Genomic DNA, 19077 nt, shown 5'->3' with positions numbered 1-19077 from the left:
GCGTTGGAGGCAGGAATCCGGTTACGGGATCGACGCGTGAATTACAGGTTTTCCAGCAGGGATTTCTTACGACGGTTGTATTCCTGCTCGGTGATCAGGTCCATGTCTCTCAGGTTTTTATAATATTTCAGTTTTTTCTCCAATGGTTCAAATTCCCTGGTAACCGGGGTTTCCTTTTGAAGGGTTTGCTTTTTCCCGATTTGCAAAGGAGGCAATATTTCCTCCTGGCGTAGAACCTTTTTCTTCATCGGAGTGGCTTCCACTTTGTGCATTGACGACCCAGGCATTTTACCCGCAACCACCGGCTTTTTATTTTTTCGCCGGAAAGTTTCAACGAACCGAGCCGTTTTTCAATGAAAGATCTGGCGCGAAGATCTTCAATGTATTCTTTAAATACAGACTCAAACCGTTCATGTTTCAATTGGGCCTCGATGCGACCTTCCACTTCCTCCATGGGAATGGGAGCACCATGGAGGACCTCATCCACTTTGATGATGTGGAGTCCATATGGGGAAGTTATAATATTGCTCACCTGCCCCGATTTCAGGGAAAACGCAGCATCCTCGAATTCGGAAATCATCTTACCCTTTTCAAGCACTCCCAAATCCCCGCCATTCGATGCCGTTACGTCCTCGGAATACTCCTTTGCCACGTCCACGAAATCTCGACCGCTTTGAATCTCTTCAAGGGCCATCCGCGCCTTTTTCTTTTTAAGTTCCACCTCGTCCTGGGTGAGGCTGTTATCCAGAATAAACAAGATGTGCCTGGCGTGCACCTTGGGGGTGGTCCAGAAATCTTTCCGGTGGGCGTCGTAAAATGCCGCGATATCTTCTTTACTTATTTTTATACGTGAACGGACTTCCAGATTGATGACGCGGCTCAGCAGAATTTGTTCACGGATGCGCTTTTTGTATTCCTCCATTGTGCGCCCTTCCTGCTCCAACATCTCTGCCAGTTGTTCTTCCGTCAGGTTGCCACGAGCCCGAATGTCATCCAGCGCACTCTGCATCTGACTTTCTTCCACAATCATGTTCAATCGCTCGGCCACACCAATCATAAGGATTTCATCAATCATCTGCTCAAGGGTTTGCAGGCGCACCTGTTCGAAGGGCGGCAAGGCCTCTATGCCCATTCCCGAATAGCGGGCCATGTCCACCCGGGCCCGTTCATCAAGGGCGCTTAAGGTGATGATCTCGTTATTGACCTTGGCCACCACCCGGTCTAGCACCTTGGCCTGCGCACCCGTCCCTCCCCAAAACAGGAACAGGGTGGAAAACAGGACCAGGTTAATGAATGTTTTCCAAAGCGTCATAATTGATTTCAATTTTCGCATGGTTCTTCAACTTGAGAAGCCAGGTCTGAAAGGCCTTCTCTTGCGCTTCGCGCAACAGCTTTTTGTGAATCGCATCCCTTGATTCTTCAAAACTCATCTTGCGTTCGGGTTTTTTGTCCACCACCTTGAACACGTGGTAACCATAAGGCGTCCGAATGATGTCACTGACCTTGTTCACCTTGAGTTCGAACACCTCGTCGAATTCCTCCGGCATCTGACCCGCCTCGAAATAACCCATGTCCCCGCCGCTTTCACTTTCTAACCCCAGCGAGTGCTCCCGCGCCAGATCCTCAAACTTTTTCCCCTTGCGCAGGAGCTTCAGGATATCGCGGGCCGAATCCTCATTTTCCACCATGATGTGAAGGGCGCGCAACTGTTCGCCTTTTTGAAATTCACCCTGGTGCTCGTCAAAGTACTTCTGCAATTCCTCTTCCTTTACGGAGACTCGGCTGTTTACGCTTTCCTGAATCAGTTTTTTTATAAGCAGGCGCCTTTTCAGCTTGTCCTTCCATTCCTCTTCGGTATTTTCCTGAAAATCCAAAATCTTTTTAAACGCCCCCTTTTCATATCCTTGCCGGATATTGTGGTACTCAATCTCCAGGGTATCCGGCTCCAACTCTATGCCCTGCCTCTTCACTTCCTGTAGAAGGATTCTTTCCTGAATCATCTGGTTGAGCGCGTCCATGCGAAGCCATACCAGCTTTTCTTTTGAAAGCGGCTGTTCATCCTCGACCCGGTATTTTTTCCGGTTGCGTTCGAATTCCTTGACCAACACCTTCTTCTCCAGTTGCTCCCCGTTCACGCGGGCAACGACCTCCGGATTTTCAAATTTCGGGCCATCTTTTTTTTCGCCGCACGCCGTCAACGCAAGCGCAAGCCCTAAAAGACCCGCACACCAGGCGAAAAATGCAGAATCACGTTTATTCTTCATCCAGTGGCCTCACCAGTTGCCGAAGGTAATCCGTCACCCGTTCAATATCTTTTTTCCATCCCGCATTGTCCACCTTAACGCGAATTTCGTATTCAGACACCAGGCTTAGACGCAAATCAAGGAGTGCGGCAAGCGTCTCGGACTTCATCGGCGTGGTTGATGCGATTTTCAGATACACGTATTCACCGGACCGCTGGGCCTTCGTGATGTGCAGGCGCTGACATAAGATTTTCACTTCCATCAGCGCCAGCAGTTTTTCCGTTTCGGAAGGAATGGCGCCGAAGCGGTCGTTCAATTCTTTGCGAAATGCCTCCAGGCCATGGAGGTCACCAACCAGTTGCAGGCGCTGATAGGATTCCAGGCGCTGGTTCAGATCGGGAATGTAATCCTTGGGAATGTATCCGCGGATCTGGAAATCCATTTCGGTTTCCACTTTCTCTTCTACCTTTTGGCCCTGCGATTCGCGGATGGTTTCTTCCAGCAATTTGCAGTATAGATCGAAACCGACGGTTGAAATGTGCCCCGACTGGTTTTTGCCGAGCATGTTGCCCGTTCCCCGGATTTCCATGTCGCGCGCGGCCAGTTGAAACCCCGCTCCAAGGTCACTCATCTCCTCCAACGCCATCAGGCGTTTGCGCGCATCTTCGGACACCGCCATGGTCCCGGGGATCAACATGTACGCGTAGGCCTGATGCTTGTACCGCCCTACCCGGCCGCGCAACTGATAGAGCTGGGCGAGTCCGAACTGGTCGGCACGGTTGATGATGATGGTATTGGCCGATGGAATATCGAGGCCGGACTCGACGATGGACGTGCACAAGAGAAGATCGATTTCCTTGTCGATGAACTGTTTCATTACTTTTTCCAGCATCCGCTCCTGCAACTGGCCGTGGGCGATGCCGATACGCACCTCGGGAACGATCTTCTTGATCAGCGCGGCCATGGAATGAATGCTGTGTACTTTATTGTGAACGAAAAAAATCTGTCCGCCCCGGTCCATTTCGCGCATGATGGCGTCGCGGATTGTTTTGTCGTCGAACTTGCGGATGTAGGTTTTGATTGCCAGCCGGTCGCTGGGTGGAGTTTCGATCACACTCAGGTCGCGCACACCCATCAGCGAGAAATGCAGGGTCCGCGGGATGGGTGTGGCGGAGAGCGTCAGGATATCCAGTGAGGCGCGCAGCTTTTTCAACTGTTCCTTGTGTTTCACCCCGAAGCGCTGTTCCTCGTCGATGATCATCAGCCCCAGGTTTTGGAACTGCACGTCTTTCGACAAAAGGCGGTGCGTGCCGATGATGATATCCAGTTTGCCCTCTTTCAACCGGCGCAACACTTCCTTCTGCTCCCTGGCGGTGCGGAAGCGGCTGACCATGTCGATGCTCACCGGATACATGTGAAACCGCTCGCGGAAGGTATTGAGGTGCTGTTGCGCCAGGATGGTGGTGGGCACAAGCACCGCCACCTGTTTTTGTCCAGGACCGCACGGAAGGCGGCGCGCATGGCGACTTCCGTTTTGCCGTAGCCGACGTCACCGCAGATGAGGCGGTCCATCGGTTTCGACTTTTCCATGTCTTCGTGAATTTCTTCGATGGCTTTCAACTGGTCGTCGGTTTCGACATACTCGAAACTGTCGGAGAACTCCTGCATCAAAACCGGATCGGTGGCGTAAGCATTGCCTTCCGCCACCTCGCGAGCGGCGTAAATCTTAAGAAGATCGCCCGCCATCTCGCGCAGGGAATCTTTTACCTTTTTTTCTGCCGTTTCCACTGAGCCCCGCCGAGCTGGCTGAGTGGCGGATTGTCCTCGCCTGCACCCTGGTACTTCTGTACGTATGCAAGGCCGTCCATCGGCAGGTACAGTTTCTGATCATTGGCGTAGAGAATTTCCATGAACTCTCCGCCTCCAATGCTGGTTTTCAGTTCACGCGTGCCGAGATACTTGCCAATTCCGTAATCGACGTGCACCAGAAGATCACCCACCTTGAGATCTTTAAAGCCCCGCTGAAAACTGGCGGATTTGGGCTTACGCCGGAAGCGATGCTTGTGGGTGCGACCAAAGATTTCATGCTCAGCAACAAACACATGCGCGCTTTCGGGCAGTTCGAAGCCACTGCTAATTTGTCCCGTCATAACCGGAAGATCCAATTCCTTTTCCAGAAGGAGTTCGTTGACACGACGGACGTGTCCTTTGGTGGGGGCGACAACGGTAACCTCAAACCGCTCCTTCTGCCAGTCGCGCGCGGCGTCGGCGAATCCGTCAAACCGTCCCTGAAAACCGGGGATGGACTTGACGTCAAATGCATGAACCGTATCGTCCGTAAGCTTTAGCGAATTCAACACAACATGGCGGCGGGACTGCATGGCTTGAAACAAGTCATCTTTATCGAGATACAGTTTGTCCGGTGGCGGAGCAACTTCCTCCCGCTCCAGGCAACGCGCATACTCATCGTGGATCAACGATTCATAGCGATCCGCTTTTTCCTCCAATGCATCTCTCTCATCAAGCACCAGCAGGGCATCGTCCGGCAAATGATCAAACAGGCTTTCCGTCTGATCGTAAAAAAACGGAGACAGAAACTCAATGCCCGAGAAGGTTTGCAGGTGCCGCAGTTTTTCCAGCAGTTCGTTCAGTTTTCCACGGTCTACTACCTGCTCGCGGGCATGGTCGAGGATGCGCCCGATCCCTTCTTCGCACTCCTTTTGCGTGAGACAGATCTCGCGCACAGGCAGAACCTTGAAGGCGTCAATCTCTTCCACCGAGATCTGGGATGTGACGTCAAAGTGACGGATCGATTCCACCTCGTCGCCAAAAAACTCGACACGGATGGGGTTCACCGCCGAGGGCAGGTAGAGGTCCAGGATGTCGCCACGCGAACTGAATTCGCCGGGTTCTTCCACCATCTTTGTCCGCCGGAAACCGTTATCGACAAGGCACAGCTCCAGCAGTTCGCGATCCACCGACTCGCCCCGCCTGACCGGATAGGTGAGGTTGCTCAACACGCGCCGCGGCATGACGTACTGCATCGCCGCCTCGATCGGCACGACGAGGATGGGGCATTTGTTCTCTCCCAGTTTGTCGAGCACATCCAGTCGTTCGCCCGAAACCTCGCTAAGCGGAGATAGCGGTTCGTAGGGCAACAACTCCCAGGTAGGGAAAAATTGCGGAACAGGCCGCAGGTTTTCATATTTCAGGAAAAATCGCAGGTCGCCAAGCAGGGCTTCACCGCTGTTCTGGTCGGTGGTTACGATGACCAGCGGACGCCGAAGGGTTTTCCACATTCGAACCAGAAACCAGGCCCGCGAAGCCCCGGTCAAGCCCTCGACCGTGGACGCAACCGCGCCCTCTTCCAGCGAATGGAACAATTCGTCCCACCCACTTTGGGTCGTGGGCATGACTGCATTCAACGTATTGGCGGAACTGTTCATGAATGGATTGACTGCAAGGGGGTCAGGACTTCGCATTTTCGGGAAGCAGGTGTTCCCACTTGGACTCTCCCTTGATCTTGAAATTAACAGTGACGATGAAAGACGTGCCTTCGTAAAAATTCAACTTGTAATTTCCGCCGCCGAAACGCTCGAACAGATACGCCTCGCAGTTGTCCCGGAAGCCATTGAATTCTTCGAGGGTGAATTTGGCGATCTCGTAAAAATAAATCGAGACCCCTTCATACACGCCCACAAGCAGGGTGAGGTTGATCCGCTGGTAAATCTCTTCGAACCGCTGGTCGCATTCTTCGGAGGTGGGGTCCCGTTTGAGTTCCCGTTTCAGCTTGGGTTTGTAGTAATCGCGAAAAGCCTTTTTGACCCACATGATTCAGATTCTGATAGTTGTTGGGGTTGATCAAAAGTCGTTGCCGTGAGGCGAAACATTTCTTATACTCCCCTGAGGAGAGCAAAACGAAAAACCAGTTTAATTTTAATCAATTATGAGCACAAATACCAAGACAGAAATCGTCAAGGTCGGCCTTGTGCAGATGGCTTGCGGCCAGAATCCTGATGATAACCTCCGGGAGGCTGTCCAGGGCATCCGGAGGGCGGCCGAAAAAGGCGCGCAGATAGTCTGTTTGCAGGAGCTCTACCGCTCACAATACTTCTGCCAGGTAGAAGATGCCGACCGGTTTCGGCTGGCGGAACCCATTCCCGGTCCCTCCACCAAGGCACTGGGCCCGCTGGCCAAAGAGCTGTCGATTGTGCTCATCGTGCCGCTGTTCGAAAAACGCTCTGCCGGACTGTACCACAACAGCGCCATCGTGTTTGACACTGACGGTTCGGTGGCCGGGCATTACCGCAAAATGCACATACCGGACGACCCCGGCTTCTATGAAAAGTTTTATTTCGCTCCCGGTGACAACGGCTTTCAGGCTATCGACACCCGCTATGGGAAGATCGGCGTGCTCATTTGCTGGGACCAGTGGTTCCCTGAAGGCGCACGGCTGACGGCTCTGTCAGGAGCGCAGTTCCTGTTCTACCCCACCGCCATCGGTTTTCAGGACTTCGATGCCGAGGTCGCCCCCAAACAGGCCAACGCCTGGGAGACGATCCAGAAATCGCATTCCATCGCCAACGGCGTGTTCACGGTTGCGGTGAACCGTGTCGGCCGCGAACACAATATTCAGTTCTGGGGCCGATCGTTTGTGTGCGATCCGCTTGGCGAGGTCCTGGCCCAGGCTTCTGACGAATGCCCTGAAGTGCTGGTGGTGGACTGCGACCTCGCTCTCATTGAAGAAACCCGCCAGGGCTGGCCCTTTCTGCGGGACCGGCGGGTGGACGCCTACCAGAACTTGACCCGACTCTACCTCGATTCGAATGGCCGCTGATTCCCCCACTCCGACGCAGTCCGGTTTTCGCATGCCCGCGGAGTGGGAACCTCACGCCGCCACCTGGCTGACCTGGCCGCACAATCCGGAAACCTGGCCCGGACTCGACCTGCGCCCCATTGAAGACGTGTACCTGCAAATGATTTCGGCCCTTATCGAAGGCGAAACGGTGCACGTTCTCGTCAAGGACCCCGAAAACCGCATCTACGTAGAAAAACGGATGAAGGAACACCACGTTCTGGGCAAAGACGTGCAAATTCATTGCCTGCCCACAAACGATTCGTGGATCCGTGACTACGGTCCCAACTTTCTAATACGGGAGAACAACGGCCTGCGTGATGTCGCCGCCAATGTGTGGAAGTTCAACTCTTGGGGCGGCAAGTACGAATGGGAGCTCGACGACCGTGCCGGTTTGGACATCACACGCCGTCTCGGAATCCCCATATTCGAACCCGGGCTCGTATTGGAAGGCGGGGCCATTGAAGTCAATGGACGCGGTACCTGCCTCACCACCCGGCGTTGCCTGCTGGATGAAAACCGCAACGCGGGAATGACGCAGAAAGAAATGGAACGGTATTTAAAGGAATACCTCGGCGCGTCGCATGTGCTGTGGTTCGAAGGGGATCTGGAAGGCGACGACACCGACGGACACATCGACAACCTGGTGCGCTTCGTCAATGAAACCACCGTGGTCTATGCTTATGACGACAGTCCCGAAGACCCCAATCACACCTGCTTGACGGCAAATCACGAAACCCTTCAAACCGCAACTGATCAAGATGGAAAAAGGCTGGAAGCCATTCCCCTTCCCATGCCCCGACGAATTGAGTTTGGCGGCGACCGCCTTCCTGCCAGTCACGCCAATTTTTATATTGGCAACCGAAGTGTGCTGTTACCGGTTTTTGGAGGCTCAAGCGACAAGAAAGCCCAAGGAATTTTAAAAGACCTGTTTCCCGACCGAAAGGTGGTCCCGATCGTTTGCAGTCAGTTCGTGCTGGGACTGGGTGCGATCCACTGCGTCACACAACAGCAACCCGCCACCAAAATTTAAACCCGGAATTTATATTCCTTGTTGGGATCGCGCTCGCAGTCGGGGGGGAAGCTTTTCCGTTTGTCCGCGTAATACCTTTCCCGGTGGTCTCCGGCGGAGACCTTGTTGTAGGTCACGTAAAGAACCCGGCGGGGAAAGTCAGTCAGGTTGGGCCCGGATCCGTGCGGAGCGAAGGAATCAAAGAACACCATGTCCCCGGGCTGAAGCGGCAGGGTTTCAAACTTCATCCCCTCCATCTGTCCGTCGGTCAGCGGTTCCCATTGTTTCCCGATCAACCCCTTAGAGTGATGCCCGCCCGCAATCTGCAACGGACCGTTCTCCGGTGTCATGGGGTCGATACAAATCAACGCCGTAATGAAAATTTCCGCATAATCCCACCAGCCCGCCTGTTGATCCTGGTGCCATTTGAATCCGTCTCCACCGGGTAGCTTGAAATTGATCTTGTCCTTGAACAGGATGGCGGATTCACCAAACAGATCTCCCACCGCACCTTTCAACCCGTCGCTGTCGAACAACTCCCGAAAGCCGGCGTGGTAGGGATACAGGTTTTCGACCCGTTGCAGAATGCGCTGGCCCGGATCTTTGAGACTGTCCTCGAAGTACATCATGTGCCGGCCTGGTGTTTCCGGCCAGTTCTGAACTTCGCAGGTCCAGTCAAGAAGGTCGTCGAGCACCGATTCCGAAAACGGGTTCGGAAGGGACAGGTATCCATCCCGTTTAAAGTCCGCAACCTGTTGCGGAGTCAAAACCTTGCTCATACTACCTCGTTGACAATCAGGGGTCGTTTTTTTCCGTGAGTTCCGGAAGAGATTTCGATTTCAATTCCGCGATTTCCCGGTTCAGGGAATCAATGGTTTTCTGCTTGCTGTGAATAGTGGCCTTGAGTTTCATTTTGGCAAAAACACCTTCAACCCAGGCCAGCAGAAACCCCAGTCCCAGAGAGGCGAGAATGACAATCAGAAGAGGAACTTTGACATTGACGGAGTTGAGCCCGAAATCATAAAAGCTCACTTCCACCAGATCAAGATTTTTGACAGCAAAAATGGAAATGATCAATGCCAGCAAAACGAAAATGACTATCTTGATCGCAGGCATAGCGTCCGGAGAAAAGGAAAGGAAATTAAAAACGGCCTGGGGCCCGGCAAAGAGACCCCAAGCCGTGCTTTGGATTACAGGATACTACTCATCTTCGGCGAACTCATCCTCATCTTCCTCTTCACCACCTTCTTCGGAGGCTTCTTCTTCAGAATCATCGCTGGATTCCTCGGAAGATTCAGACTCGAGTTCAATCTGGCCAACAGGTGCCGTTTCTTCGGAAGCCGCCACCGTTTCCTCAGCCGACCCGCTTTCGGTGGTCTCCTCCACAGCCGGTGCGGGAGCGGTCTCCGGTTGCGGAGCCGAATTGGTCATGGGAGCCATGGGTGCACCGGTGTTGTTGCCTTCCAGTTCCTGCAGGAGGCTTTCAATGCTGGCAACCACCTGACCGGATTTGTTCTGAACATCAGCCGGAGCGTTACCGGTAATTCCCTGGATGGAAACCAGCGCGCGTTTGAGCTCGGTCACCACTACCTGCCGCTCATAGGTACCGAAACGGGTTTTGAGGTCGGTGACATCCGCATTGACCTTGGAAAGTTGTTCGTCCACTTCCTGCCGGAGAGGTCCAAATTTCTGCTCAAGGGTATGGACGGCGGCATCGACGTCACCCACCTTGTTGCCCAGATCGCGAATGAAAAACAGGATGAAAATGATGGCCAGGGCCGCCATTCCAAAACCCAGAAAAGCAACGGCCTTGAGCAGGCTCATTTCCTCTTTCTCGGGATCGACCGGAGGCACGGGTTTCTCGAAATCATCCGCCGCGTTGCCCTCCTCTTCCTTATCGCCCTGGGCGTAAAAAGAGCTCGCGTCTTCCTTTTCCTCCTGCTTTATTTTTTCAAGACGATCCTCGGGGCTCTGCCCACCGGACGGGTTATCCCGGTTGCTATCCTGATCATTCGTGGCCATTGATCCTCCAAAATAACGGTCTTATTGAACTTTTCTGTATTGTGTCCTTCGGTCGCATCCAGCCGGCAGGTCCGGTATTCTGGGGGTCAAATTATTGGATCGACCGCCCCGGACAGTCCCCTCTCACTTCACAAAACGATTGTCGTTCCAAAACATAAACAGATACAATGGTGAAAGAGGCTGGTGATCCTAACGCTTGCTTATCCGGAGCATGAAAGGCTGTTTCACAAAAAATGAAGCATGATATTACAAGTCTAAAAGACTTTTTGTCAAGGAAAATAAAGGCCCTCGCCGTCTTCCCCGCCCTTGCTATCTGGCTGATTTGCGGGGCTTCGGCGACAGCCTGGGCGGCTGATGGTTTTGCGCCTCTTTTGACCATAAAAGAGTTTCGCGCCCTGCCTCAAAATGAAGTCGTGCTGCTCGACACCCGTTCCACCTGGCGCTATTTGCTGGGACACATTCCGGGTGCCCAGCCCACCGGCGACTGGCAGGATTATTCCGTTCGCCGGGACGGTGTCCCCGGCTTCATCGACCAGGATACTGCCACCATTGCCCGAAAACTGAAAGCCATGGGGGTGGACCGGGAGAAAACCCTTGTCCTATATGGTGATCCCGAAGACAAATGGCGCACCGACGGTCGCTTTTTCTGGATGCTGGAGTTTTACGGGTTCACCCGAACCGCACTGCTGGAAGGCGGCGTGGATTCATGGGAAAACCAAGGCTTGCCATTGGAACGCGGACCCGCCCCCTCCCCTGCAGCATCGAACCTGAAAGCCCAGGACATCCAGTTCAATTGGGACGTATACGCCGATCAGAAATGGATCGCCGACCGGCTCCACTCGCCGAATCTGGCTTTGATCGATAACCGCGAACAAAATGAATACAACGGGGCAACGCCCTACGGGTCGTCCCGCGGGGGACACATTCCGGGTGCGGTTCATATCGATTGGCGGGAGTTTTACGACGCACGGGGCCGGTTGAAGCCTTTGGATACTTTGGAATCCCTTTTGGCCAAATGGAAGATCACGAAGGACAAAGAGGTTGTGGTCTACTGCACCGGAGGGGTGCGCTCGGGAATGGCCTACTTTGTTTTCCGCTGCCTGGGCTACAATGTGCGCAATTACGATGGCTCGTGGTGGGACTGGAGCCGCAACCCCCAATTGCCGGTGGAGTCCTGACGCTCCCGAAGGAGCGCCGTTCCCTTACCAGATCGATCAGTGTGAGCCTTCGGGCATCGAGCCTTCGGGGTATCCCATGGGCGGGCCGCTGTAGGGATTTCCCATCGGGGGGCCCATTTGCGACCCTTCTTCGTGCGAATGGTCGGAGCCTTCATGCTCATGCTGGGAACCCCCGCCCATCATGGGGTTGCGGGCCGGGCGTCCCAAGGATTCCGATGCGTGCACCAGGGCTTCGTTGTAATGCCGCAGAGCTTCCTGAGCATGCTTCAACGCTTCCGGCGCATGTGTTTTCACCTGCTGGGAGGCGTCGTCCATCTTCAGACTGAACTCGAGGTGCTTGATCATCTCCTGCAGGTGCAGGTAACCTTCCTCTCCATGCCCCAGGCCGACGCTTGCGTGACCTCCTGATTGCGCCCAAACAGGCGTAAAAGAAACCATTCCCAAAACCGCCGCTACCATGACCATGGAAAATGTCTTGTTGACGAGGCGCTTCATACTGACCCCCAAAAGGATTCGCTCACGATTGCAAAACAGTCCTGCCGACCGTGTTTTGCTCAATTATCCTCTAAATATCCCCCAATCGCCCACCCTTGTCAACGCACAAACCCGCCAGGCCGCAGGCAAAAAAAAAAATCCCGCCGAAAGCACGGCAGGATACCATTCAGATACTCATTCAAAGGGGCTGTCAGACCTGCATGCGCATCACTTCCTGGTAGGCTTCCACCATTTTGTTGCGCACCTGCATGGTCATCTGGAATGCGATGTCGGCCTTGCTGACGGCCAGCATGGCACCATGGACGTTCTGGGATTCCCCAGACACGAGCTTTTCGATCGCCTGGTCGGCTTCCTTCTGCAGGTTGTCCACCTGTTTGATGGATTCGGACAACGTTTCTTTGAATGACGGCGCGTTGGGATCGATCTTCTGTGGCGCACCCTTGCCCTGCGCCGGGTTGAGCCCCGGACCGAGAACCGTCTTCAGATTGGTTTTGAGGGTGTTGTCATCCATCTCTTAACTCCGGAAATCCTCTTTCCAAGTTATGCTTATCCTGCTGGTTTGTCAATGCTTATTCACCCGTCCCGGAGGCGTCAGGCCTGCGTGTTTTCGCGGATGGCGGAACGGATGATGGAGCCGCGTTTGCTCATCAATTGCACCGTGGCAGAATACGCAATCTGGGTTTCCGCCAGCTTGGTCATTTCCTTGTCCACATTGACGTTATTGCCATTAGAACGGGCCGCGTCCGGTTCCTCGTGCACCTGCGGCTGGAGCCGACGCAGGGTATCCATATCCGGACCCATGTGGCCGGACTGTGTCTTTTTCAGGTTGAGCCCGCCGGAAGAACCCAGTGCATCCTGCAAAGCGCTTTTGAAATCAATGTCCTTGGCTTTGTAGCCGGGGGTGTCCATGTTGCTGATATTACTGGACACGAGCAGTTGCCGCTGGGACTGGAAATCCAGCGACTTACTCATCAGTAGCGGCACATGGTCTGAAAACAATAAGCGGTCGATCAGCATAAATCACACTCCTTTGTCTTTATTACTAGCAAAACCGGTGCCATGCGACCCAAAACCCATAAATCATTACTTTTAAAAGGGTTTTTTAAATTCACGACATCACGCCGTTAGGGAAATTCCGGCCAAGTAACGGGAATTTTGGCGCTTTGGGGGAAATTTCTGCCGGGAATGTTGAAAAACCTGACGTTTCGGCCGCCTCCCTCCTCATGTATAATGTGTGTAAATTTATTACTCATTTGGAACGTCTGTTTATGTCCCAGAATTTGAACGACCTTACCACCCGGCTCAAGGGGTTCCAGAAGGAAAACCTGTCCGACATCCTGCACGTGATGGCCGGAGGCCTGAAAAGCGCCTTTCAATGCGACTCGGTACGAGTGTACCTGGAAGACCTGTATGAGGGCATGCTGATCTGCCACTACGTCTCCAATGAAAGCCACCCGGACCGCCACCGCATCACCAAGTACATCTCGCCCAAGGAGTCGATCACTTCCAAATCGTTTTATGAAAACGCGGTGGTCGCATCGTGGACCCATCCGGGCGGCGTCGCCAACTTTCGCAATCCCTACGAGACGCTTTCCGGCATCCAGTCCACGGCGGTGTTCCCCATCACCTACCAGATGCGCCCCATCGGCACCATCAACCTCGACTGGAACAAGGAAGGTGAGTTTTTAACGCAGAAGCAGATCGAGCAGATAACTGCCTTCATCGCAGACAACAGTTTCGTTGTGGAACGCGCCAAGCGGTTTCACCAGAACATCTCGTTTTCCAAATACCTCGACACGGCGCGCAAAAAGGAAGGCGCGTGGATGATGATGCGTTCCGCTGTCAACCTGATCGAAAAACTCACGCTCGCCTCGGTGCTGGTGCCGGCGACGGAACAGAATTTAAAACCCCGCGGCGCGAAGACCGCGGACATCGTCGAAATTCTCGCGGTCTATTCCAAAAACATCGAGCACGCGGACATCTACAACACCCGCGACCAGATCCACGTGCTGGAGGGTCGCCACCTCATCAACCGCATCGTGAAATACAAGGATAAAAAAGGCCTGGTGATGAACGACCCCAACCAGGGTTCGGTGTATCACGCCAACGTGATGGAGGAGCAGTTCCCGCGCAAGGAGATCGCAAGCGAGATCAACCTGGTGTCGCTCTACCAGGTGCCGAAGTACGACAAGAAAACCGGGCGCTTCATCTGCGCGGTCAACTATTACACGGGGGAGCCGTACGAATTCACTCCGTTCGAGAAAACCCTTCTGCAGGAACACGCCTCGATGGTGGAGACCATCATCCTCGAGGAAAGCCCTACGCATATCGAAATCCAGGTGCTGAGCGAGATCGAAGAATTGCTGTCGGACACCGACACCTCCCTGCAGGGATTCCTCGACAGCATCCTCGCCAAAACCTCGGAACTGATCGGCGCGGACTGCGGCACCATCGCCATCCTGCAGGTGATTGACGGCAAACCGTGGTTGCTGGTCGAAGATGAAAACGGCGACCTGATCGGCGCGAAGTCGCGCGGCTGGAAGAAAAACAAAATCCTGCCGCTCCCCGTCGGCGGCAACGATCTACCGCCCGACCAGAAGTCGATGAACGGGTATTGCGCGCACACGGCGCGGCCGGTACTAGTCAACGATGTCAATAACCACAAACACACACAAGGGTTCTACAAAAACCTGTCGCCGGACATCCGCTCGGAGCTTGCGGTTCCGATCATTTACCAGAACCAGGTGCTGGGCGTGCTCAACCAGGACAGCTTCCGCCTCAACTACTTCACCGACGAACACAAAAAGATCCTGCAGATCATCGCCAGCCTCATCAGCCAGAAGGTGAATCACCTGGCACAGATGGAAGCGCTCCGCAAGGACATGACGGTGCTCAAACACGAAATCGAGTACCGCGACCCGAACGTGTCGTCGTACTACCTGGGCAACGTCATCGGACGAAGTAAAAAAATCCACACGCTGGTCAAACAGATCGACGTGGTGGTGGACTCCATCTGCAACCGCATGCTGAACTGGGAACGGTCGCCCCAGACGGAAGCTTTCATGGGACTGCCTTCTTTATTGATTACGGGGGAAACCGGCGCGGGCAAGGAATTTTTCTTCAACAACATTTATTCGCGCGTGTCGGAAACGTTCCGGCAGAAGAAGCGGCCCGACTTCGAACTGCCGCTCCGCAAAACCAACATCGCCGCCTACAGTGGCGAGCTGACCTACAGCGAACTGTTCGGCCACAAGAAAGGCGCGTTCACCAGCGCCGACTCCAACCGGCAGGGCATTCTGGAAGAAGCCAACGGCGGTATCGTGTTTCTGGACGAGATCGGCGACATCGATCCCAAAACACAGGTGCAGTTGCTGCGCTTTCTCGACACCGGCGTTTTCGTGCGCCTCGGCGAGAACCAGCCGTGCTATTCGCGCATCTTCCTCATCGCCGCAACCAACAAGAACCTGTTGAAGGAAATCGAAGCAGGACGTTTCCGCGAGGATCTGTTTCATCGTCTCAATGCGCTCAGCTTCCGGATTCCGTCGCTCAACGACCGGCGCGAAGACATTCCGGACCTGGCGACGCATTTCCTCGGCCGCCTGTACACGACGTATAAAGGAGGCGATCAGACCGGCCCGCCGCCGATGCTGGCTCCCGACGCGTTGGAATATTTGAAGCACCGCAGTTACCGCGGCAACGTGCGCGAGCTGAAAAACATTTTATTGCGCGCGCTGATGTTCAATAAAAGCGGCGTCATCACCCGCGATCATCTGTCTGCGGGCGATCAGGAGAACATGGTGGAGACGGCGGCGTTCGATGCCGCGCCGGTGGGACGGGTGACGAACCTGCTGGAGGAGATCGAAGCAGAACGCGGCAACTTCTGGACTCACATTTATGAGCCGTTCAAGACCAAGCAGATGACGCGGGACACGGTGAAGACGGTGATCGAAACGGCGAAGACCAAGTATCAGACCAACCTGCCGGGGCTGGCGGTGAAGCTGGGCGTGTGCAGTGACCGATTCCGCACCGACTCGGAAGAAAGCAAGAAGTTCATGAGCTTCAAAAATTTCTTGTACAAGACGGTGAAAATTTCCACGAATTGAGGGAAAGAGCTTTTAATCACCGATGCACACAGATGAACACAGATACCCGGCTGGGCCTGAGTTGTCATTCTGAGCGAAGCGAAGAATCTATACTGATTAAAACGACAGGATCTGTGGCACAGCCTGCGTGATCACGAACCTGATCCTCCTCTTAAGATCAATGGATGATTTTAATTAATGGAAAGATAAATACCCAAATCAGAAACAATCCAAACAACCAGAGAAAAACCACGGTCAAAAGATTCGTCAAATCTCCGATTCTAGAGATCGTGGAATCATTTAATTTCTTATAATATTTCCCTCCCCGAATGGATTCATTAGATTTCGAATCAATGACTGAAGAGTCAATGAATCCCAATACAGGCTTGTGGACTTGCCAGACTTCCGGATATCTGCTTTTTAGAAATTGATAAAAAGCGATCCTCAAACCCACTATTATCGCACCAATCAATATCAACAAATCCCCGTAACTGGCCATAAAGAAACTCATTCAATATTCGGAGAAATTCATTCGATCCCTTCCATTTCATACATGGTTTCCCCAATGTAATTCAAAATGGAAGCCAACCACACAAAATCATAAAGCAATGGATCTTTTTCGCCGGTAAGCAAGTCAGACAAATTATCCCAATCGTCGGTCAACTGACCCGCTCCCAATTTGGAAGGGTTTTTCAAAATTTCATACCTTTCCCCTGGCAAAAAATCCCAATAGAAATCATGCTCGACTTTGATCGTTTTTATTTTTCTTTTTCTTAAGTGTTTAAGTAAAACATTGGTTACTTTTTCCAAATCTTTAATCTTTATTTCCATGCCCTCCCCCAGACTTATCTTGCCTACTTAAATTAACTCGACCTGAAATACCTATAATCAAACCCGCTAGACTAAAGATAATTCAAAATACTCCCATTGGACTCAGACCATATTTGTAAAAGGATTTAAAAATAAAAAGCGTTATTAAAGTAATCAGCAACGCAAAAACGACGTTTTTTCGTACTACATCTGTAATCTCTACAAACTTTAACAATACAAAAGAAACTCCAAGGGCCAGGGATAAAACTTCGAAAACCCATCCAAATGTAACCAATAAAGCGGGCACGGAGTTTTTATGAAACAAAAAATAAAAACCCGATAAACTTTTAATAACTAGCACACCGCCCAATATTTTGAACCATCCATTAACCGAGATATTCATTTAAATCCCTTCCACCATCTGTTCCTTAAACGCCGCGACGATGGTGTCGCGGAGGTGTTTCTGGAAGTCGGGGGTTTCCGCGATGACGAGGTCCTTGTACTCGCCGTTCTTTCCCAACTGGCTGGGCAGGCGGATGTACATTGCGCCGTTCGCTTTCCTGTAAACCTGAATACCCTTTATGGTCAGCACGCCTTCCAACGTCACCTCCGCGTAGGCTTTTAAATCATTGTACGGCGCGCCGGGTTCGAACGGATAGATAGTCGTTTTGGTGATGGTCATCGGATTTTTCCTGTGGCGATTTGATCTCGCCGGTTCGTTTTGTTACAATATGGCACCTATTGACGCACCGCTTTTCTTCTAAATACCTACAAATCTGCTTTTTACGAGCTTCGGTGCACTCCGTATTCACGGCATGACGCCGTTTATCTCGATTTCGATTTTAAGTCCTTTTCAAACTATTCATAAACTATCAAGGAGTTATACATGAGTTCCACAGTGGTTGACGCGGAAAACTATAAAGTAAAAGACCTCTCCCTGGCCGATTGGGGTCGGCGCGAAATCATTCTCGCCGAAAAAGAAATGCCGGGATTGATGGCCCTCCGCGAAAAATACGGCAAAGACAAACCCCTGAAAGGAGCTCGGATTGCAGGGTCCCTGCACATGACCATTCAGACGGCGGTTCTGATTGAAACGCTGGTCGAGCTGGGGGCTGAGATCCGCTGGGCCTCCTGTAATATTTTCTCCACGCAGGACCACGCCGCCGCGGCCATCGCCAAGGCCGGCATTCCCGTTTTCGCCTGGAAGGGGGAGACGGAGGAGGAATACTGGTGGTGTACCGCCCAGACCCTGCTGTTCGACGAAGGTCCCAACATGATCCTCGATGATGGCGGCGACCTGACGGGTTACGTTCACGAAAAACATCCGGAACTTCTGCCGAACATCAAGGGCATCTCCGAGGAGACGACGACGGGCGTTCACAAGCTCTACAAAATGCTTAAGGACGGCACGCTGAAATCGCCGGCCATCAATGTCAACGACTCCGTAACCAAATCCAAGTTCGACAACCTGTACGGCTGCCGCGAGTCCCTGGCTGACGGCATCAAACGCGCGACGGATATCATGGTCGCGGGCAAGGTGGTCGTCGTTGCGGGTTACGGCGATGTCGGCAAGGGCTGTGCGCAGTCCATGCGCGCCTACGGCGCCCGCGTGCTCGTCACGGAAATCGATCCCATCTGCGCCCTGCAGGCGGCGATGGAAGGTTTCGAAGTGACCACCATGGAAGACGCTCTGCCGGAAGCGGACATCTACGTCACCACCACCGGTTGTGAGGACATCATCCGCATCGACCACATGGAGAAGATGAAAGACACGGCCATCGTGTGCAACATCGGTCACTTCGATTGTGAAATCCAGGTGGACGAGTTGAACAACTACAAAGGCATCAAGAAGGAAGAGATCAAGCCGCAGGTGGACAAGTACACCTTCCCGGACGGACATTGCATTGTTCTTCTTGCCGAGGGCCGGCTGGTGAACCTGGGTTGCGCGACGGGGCATCCGTCCTTCGTCATGTCCGCATCCTTCACCAACCAGGTGCTGGCGCAGATCGAGCTGTACCAGAAAAAATACGAGCTGGGCGTGTACACCCTGCCCAAACATCTGGACGAGGAAGTGGCGCGTCTGCACCTCGAAAAGCTTGGGGTCAAAATGACCCGGCTGACGCAGAAGCAGGCGGACTACCTGGGCATCCCGGTAGAGGGTCCGTACAAGCCGGATCATTACCGCTACTGAGCATTACAGAGTTCCAAATAGAAACGGCGTCCCAAACCGGGACGCCGTTTTTTATTTCTTGATTACGTTTCCTCTTTCCCTGTTTAACGGGAATCTCTTCTTTTACGAATGGCTTCTTCTATCCATTTGCGGGGGGGCCAGTAATGGGTATTGCCATCCACCAAATAAATGCGGCATCCAAGACCGAAC

Annotated in this window: 21 protein-coding genes; 5 read left to right on the top strand and 16 right to left on the bottom strand. The window is 53.1% G+C overall.

What is annotated here, in order from left to right; translation table 11 throughout:
* Window positions 1-41: 41 nt before the first annotated feature.
* From TX82_RS16315 to TX82_RS10425, 7 genes are read right to left on the bottom strand one after another with little or no spacing between them, the layout of a single operon-like run.
* On the bottom strand, window positions 42-248 hold the full coding sequence (locus TX82_RS16315; RefSeq protein ID WP_042251067.1) for a hypothetical protein: 207 nt from the start codon (window positions 246-248) through the stop codon (window positions 42-44).
* Complete coding sequence (locus TX82_RS10440; protein WP_005010179.1) at window positions 245-1312, bottom strand: peptidylprolyl isomerase; 1068 nt, start codon at window positions 1310-1312, stop codon at window positions 245-247. Before TX82_RS10440 ends, TX82_RS16315 begins: the two co-directional genes overlap by 4 nt.
* The gene (locus TX82_RS10435) at window positions 1287-2264 is read right to left on the bottom strand and encodes a peptidylprolyl isomerase (RefSeq protein WP_005010177.1); all 978 of its coding nucleotides are present in this window, start codon (window positions 2262-2264) and stop codon (window positions 1287-1289) included. The genes TX82_RS10440 and TX82_RS10435 overlap by 26 nt, the downstream gene beginning before the upstream one ends.
* Window positions 2254-3714, bottom strand: a complete 1461-nt coding sequence (locus TX82_RS15325; protein WP_187291953.1) for a TRCF domain-containing protein — start codon at window positions 3712-3714, stop codon at window positions 2254-2256. Before TX82_RS15325 ends, TX82_RS10435 begins: the two co-directional genes overlap by 11 nt.
* Window positions 3645-4031 (bottom strand): hypothetical protein, encoded by a 387-nt coding sequence (locus TX82_RS15320; protein WP_052338252.1) that lies wholly within the window; start codon window positions 4029-4031, stop codon window positions 3645-3647. Before TX82_RS15320 ends, TX82_RS15325 begins: the two co-directional genes overlap by 70 nt.
* A complete protein-coding gene (locus TX82_RS15315) occupies window positions 4007-5656 on the bottom strand; it encodes a CarD family transcriptional regulator (protein WP_052338251.1) in 1650 nt (549 codons plus the stop codon). Before TX82_RS15315 ends, TX82_RS15320 begins: the two co-directional genes overlap by 25 nt.
* A 55-nt stretch (window positions 5657-5711) precedes the next feature.
* On the bottom strand, window positions 5712-6074 hold the full coding sequence (locus TX82_RS10425; RefSeq protein WP_005010175.1) for a hypothetical protein: 363 nt from the start codon (window positions 6072-6074) through the stop codon (window positions 5712-5714).
* A gap of 115 nt (window positions 6075-6189) precedes the next feature.
* Between TX82_RS10425 and TX82_RS10420 the strand changes: the two genes are divergently transcribed.
* Together TX82_RS10420 and TX82_RS10415 are read left to right on the top strand one after the other, a co-directional pair.
* On the top strand, window positions 6190-7080 hold the full coding sequence (locus tag TX82_RS10420; protein WP_005010173.1) for a carbon-nitrogen hydrolase: 891 nt from the start codon (window positions 6190-6192) through the stop codon (window positions 7078-7080).
* Window positions 7070-8131 carry an agmatine deiminase family protein gene (locus tag TX82_RS10415; RefSeq protein ID WP_005010170.1) on the top strand — a complete coding sequence of 354 codons (1062 nt, stop codon included), beginning with the start codon at window positions 7070-7072 and terminating at the stop codon, window positions 8129-8131. The genes TX82_RS10420 and TX82_RS10415 overlap by 11 nt, the downstream gene beginning before the upstream one ends.
* Here TX82_RS10415 and TX82_RS10410 read toward each other — a convergent pair.
* The 3 genes from TX82_RS10410 to TX82_RS10405 all read right to left on the bottom strand — a co-directional run bounded on the left by TX82_RS10410 (window position 8128) and on the right by TX82_RS10405 (window position 10132).
* Window positions 8128-8889 (bottom strand): phytanoyl-CoA dioxygenase family protein, encoded by a 762-nt coding sequence (locus tag TX82_RS10410; RefSeq protein WP_005010167.1) that lies wholly within the window; start codon window positions 8887-8889, stop codon window positions 8128-8130. The genes TX82_RS10415 and TX82_RS10410 overlap by 4 nt on opposite strands.
* Before the next feature lie 16 nt (window positions 8890-8905).
* Window positions 8906-9226 carry a LapA family protein gene (locus tag TX82_RS15310; protein ID WP_005010165.1) on the bottom strand — a complete coding sequence of 107 codons (321 nt, stop codon included), beginning with the start codon at window positions 9224-9226 and terminating at the stop codon, window positions 8906-8908.
* A gap of 84 nt (window positions 9227-9310) precedes the next feature.
* On the bottom strand, window positions 9311-10132 hold the full coding sequence (locus TX82_RS10405) for a hypothetical protein (protein ID WP_005010163.1): 822 nt from the start codon (window positions 10130-10132) through the stop codon (window positions 9311-9313).
* Between the two features lie 371 nt (window positions 10133-10503).
* Here TX82_RS10405 and TX82_RS15305 point away from each other — a divergent pair, with 371 nt between their 5' ends.
* Window positions 10504-11310, top strand: a complete 807-nt coding sequence (locus tag TX82_RS15305; RefSeq protein WP_052338250.1) for a sulfurtransferase — start codon at window positions 10504-10506, stop codon at window positions 11308-11310.
* Between the two features lie 36 nt (window positions 11311-11346).
* Here TX82_RS15305 and TX82_RS10395 read toward each other — a convergent pair whose 3' ends face one another.
* The 3 genes from TX82_RS10395 to flgB form a co-directional block, all read right to left on the bottom strand.
* Window positions 11347-11805: a hypothetical protein gene (locus tag TX82_RS10395; RefSeq protein ID WP_005010158.1), complete on the bottom strand. Its 459-nt coding sequence runs from the start codon at window positions 11803-11805 to the stop codon at window positions 11347-11349.
* A 190-nt stretch (window positions 11806-11995) separates the two neighbouring features.
* A complete protein-coding gene (gene fliE, locus TX82_RS10390) occupies window positions 11996-12316 on the bottom strand; it encodes a flagellar hook-basal body complex protein FliE (protein WP_005010155.1) in 321 nt (106 codons plus the stop codon).
* An 80-nt stretch (window positions 12317-12396) separates the two neighbouring features.
* Window positions 12397-12822 (bottom strand): flagellar basal body rod protein FlgB, encoded by a 426-nt coding sequence (gene flgB, locus TX82_RS10385; RefSeq protein ID WP_005010154.1) that lies wholly within the window; start codon window positions 12820-12822, stop codon window positions 12397-12399.
* 251 nt (window positions 12823-13073) lie between these two features.
* Between flgB and TX82_RS10380 the strand changes: the two genes are divergently transcribed.
* Window positions 13074-15908, top strand: coding sequence for a sigma 54-interacting transcriptional regulator (locus TX82_RS10380; RefSeq protein ID WP_005010153.1), 2835 nt, complete (start codon window positions 13074-13076; stop codon window positions 15906-15908).
* Window positions 15909-16415: 507 nt separating this feature from the next.
* On the opposite strand, the gene TX82_RS10370 is transcribed toward TX82_RS10380, so the two are convergent.
* From TX82_RS10370 to TX82_RS10360, 3 genes are all read right to left on the bottom strand, one after another.
* On the bottom strand, window positions 16416-16718 hold the full coding sequence (locus tag TX82_RS10370; RefSeq protein ID WP_005010151.1) for a hypothetical protein: 303 nt from the start codon (window positions 16716-16718) through the stop codon (window positions 16416-16418).
* An 82-nt stretch (window positions 16719-16800) separates the two neighbouring features.
* Entirely contained in the window at window positions 16801-17100 is a 300-nt protein-coding gene (locus tag TX82_RS10365; RefSeq protein WP_005010149.1) for a hypothetical protein, read from the bottom strand.
* Entirely contained in the window at window positions 17101-17379 is a 279-nt protein-coding gene (locus tag TX82_RS10360; RefSeq protein WP_005010147.1) for a septation protein SpoVG family protein, read from the bottom strand.
* A gap of 204 nt (window positions 17380-17583) precedes the next feature.
* On the opposite strand from TX82_RS10360, the gene ahcY reads away from it, so the two are divergent.
* Window positions 17584-18888: an adenosylhomocysteinase gene (gene ahcY, locus TX82_RS10355; RefSeq protein ID WP_005010146.1), complete on the top strand. Its 1305-nt coding sequence runs from the start codon at window positions 17584-17586 to the stop codon at window positions 18886-18888.
* Window positions 18889-19077: the final 189 nt, after the last annotated feature.

Origin of the sequence: Nitrospina gracilis 3/211, from assembly GCF_000341545.2 — a bacterium.
In the GTDB taxonomy this organism is placed as follows: Bacteria; Nitrospinota; Nitrospinia; order Nitrospinales; family Nitrospinaceae; genus Nitrospina; species Nitrospina gracilis.
The sequence above is the reverse complement of the archived record's forward strand: the minus strand, read 5'-3'. Positions and strand labels throughout refer to the sequence as shown.

Excerpts from the sequence above, each read along its gene's own strand:
- TX82_RS10415 (WP_005010170.1), top strand. The coding sequence starts at position 7,070 with ATGGCCGCTGATTCCCCCACTCCGACGCAGTCCGGTTTTCGCATGCCC.
- TX82_RS15310 (WP_005010165.1), bottom strand. The coding sequence starts at position 9,226 with ATGCCTGCGATCAAGATAGTCATTTTCGTTTTGCTGGCATTGATCATT.
- fliE (WP_005010155.1), bottom strand. The coding sequence starts at position 12,316 with ATGGATGACAACACCCTCAAAACCAATCTGAAGACGGTTCTCGGTCCG.
- TX82_RS10435 (WP_005010177.1), bottom strand. The coding sequence starts at position 2,264 with ATGAAGAATAAACGTGATTCTGCATTTTTCGCCTGGTGTGCGGGTCTT.
- TX82_RS10370 (WP_005010151.1), bottom strand. The coding sequence starts at position 16,718 with ATGGAAATAAAGATTAAAGATTTGGAAAAAGTAACCAATGTTTTACTT.
- TX82_RS10405 (WP_005010163.1), bottom strand. The coding sequence starts at position 10,132 with ATGGCCACGAATGATCAGGATAGCAACCGGGATAACCCGTCCGGTGGG.
- TX82_RS10425 (WP_005010175.1), bottom strand. The coding sequence starts at position 6,074 with ATGTGGGTCAAAAAGGCTTTTCGCGATTACTACAAACCCAAGCTGAAA.
- TX82_RS10440 (WP_005010179.1), bottom strand. The coding sequence starts at position 1,312 with ATGACGCTTTGGAAAACATTCATTAACCTGGTCCTGTTTTCCACCCTG.
- TX82_RS16315 (WP_042251067.1), bottom strand. The coding sequence starts at position 248 with ATGAAGAAAAAGGTTCTACGCCAGGAGGAAATATTGCCTCCTTTGCAA.
- TX82_RS10420 (WP_005010173.1), top strand. The coding sequence starts at position 6,190 with ATGAGCACAAATACCAAGACAGAAATCGTCAAGGTCGGCCTTGTGCAG.
- TX82_RS15315 (WP_052338251.1), bottom strand. The coding sequence starts at position 5,656 with ATGCCCACGACCCAAAGTGGGTGGGACGAATTGTTCCATTCGCTGGAA.
- TX82_RS10380 (WP_005010153.1), top strand. The coding sequence starts at position 13,074 with ATGTCCCAGAATTTGAACGACCTTACCACCCGGCTCAAGGGGTTCCAG.
- TX82_RS10360 (WP_005010147.1), bottom strand. The coding sequence starts at position 17,379 with ATGACCATCACCAAAACGACTATCTATCCGTTCGAACCCGGCGCGCCG.
- TX82_RS10410 (WP_005010167.1), bottom strand. The coding sequence starts at position 8,889 with ATGAGCAAGGTTTTGACTCCGCAACAGGTTGCGGACTTTAAACGGGAT.
- ahcY (WP_005010146.1), top strand. The coding sequence starts at position 17,584 with ATGAGTTCCACAGTGGTTGACGCGGAAAACTATAAAGTAAAAGACCTC.
- TX82_RS10395 (WP_005010158.1), bottom strand. The coding sequence starts at position 11,805 with ATGAAGCGCCTCGTCAACAAGACATTTTCCATGGTCATGGTAGCGGCG.
- flgB (WP_005010154.1), bottom strand. The coding sequence starts at position 12,822 with ATGCTGATCGACCGCTTATTGTTTTCAGACCATGTGCCGCTACTGATG.
- TX82_RS10365 (WP_005010149.1), bottom strand. The coding sequence starts at position 17,100 with ATGAATATCTCGGTTAATGGATGGTTCAAAATATTGGGCGGTGTGCTA.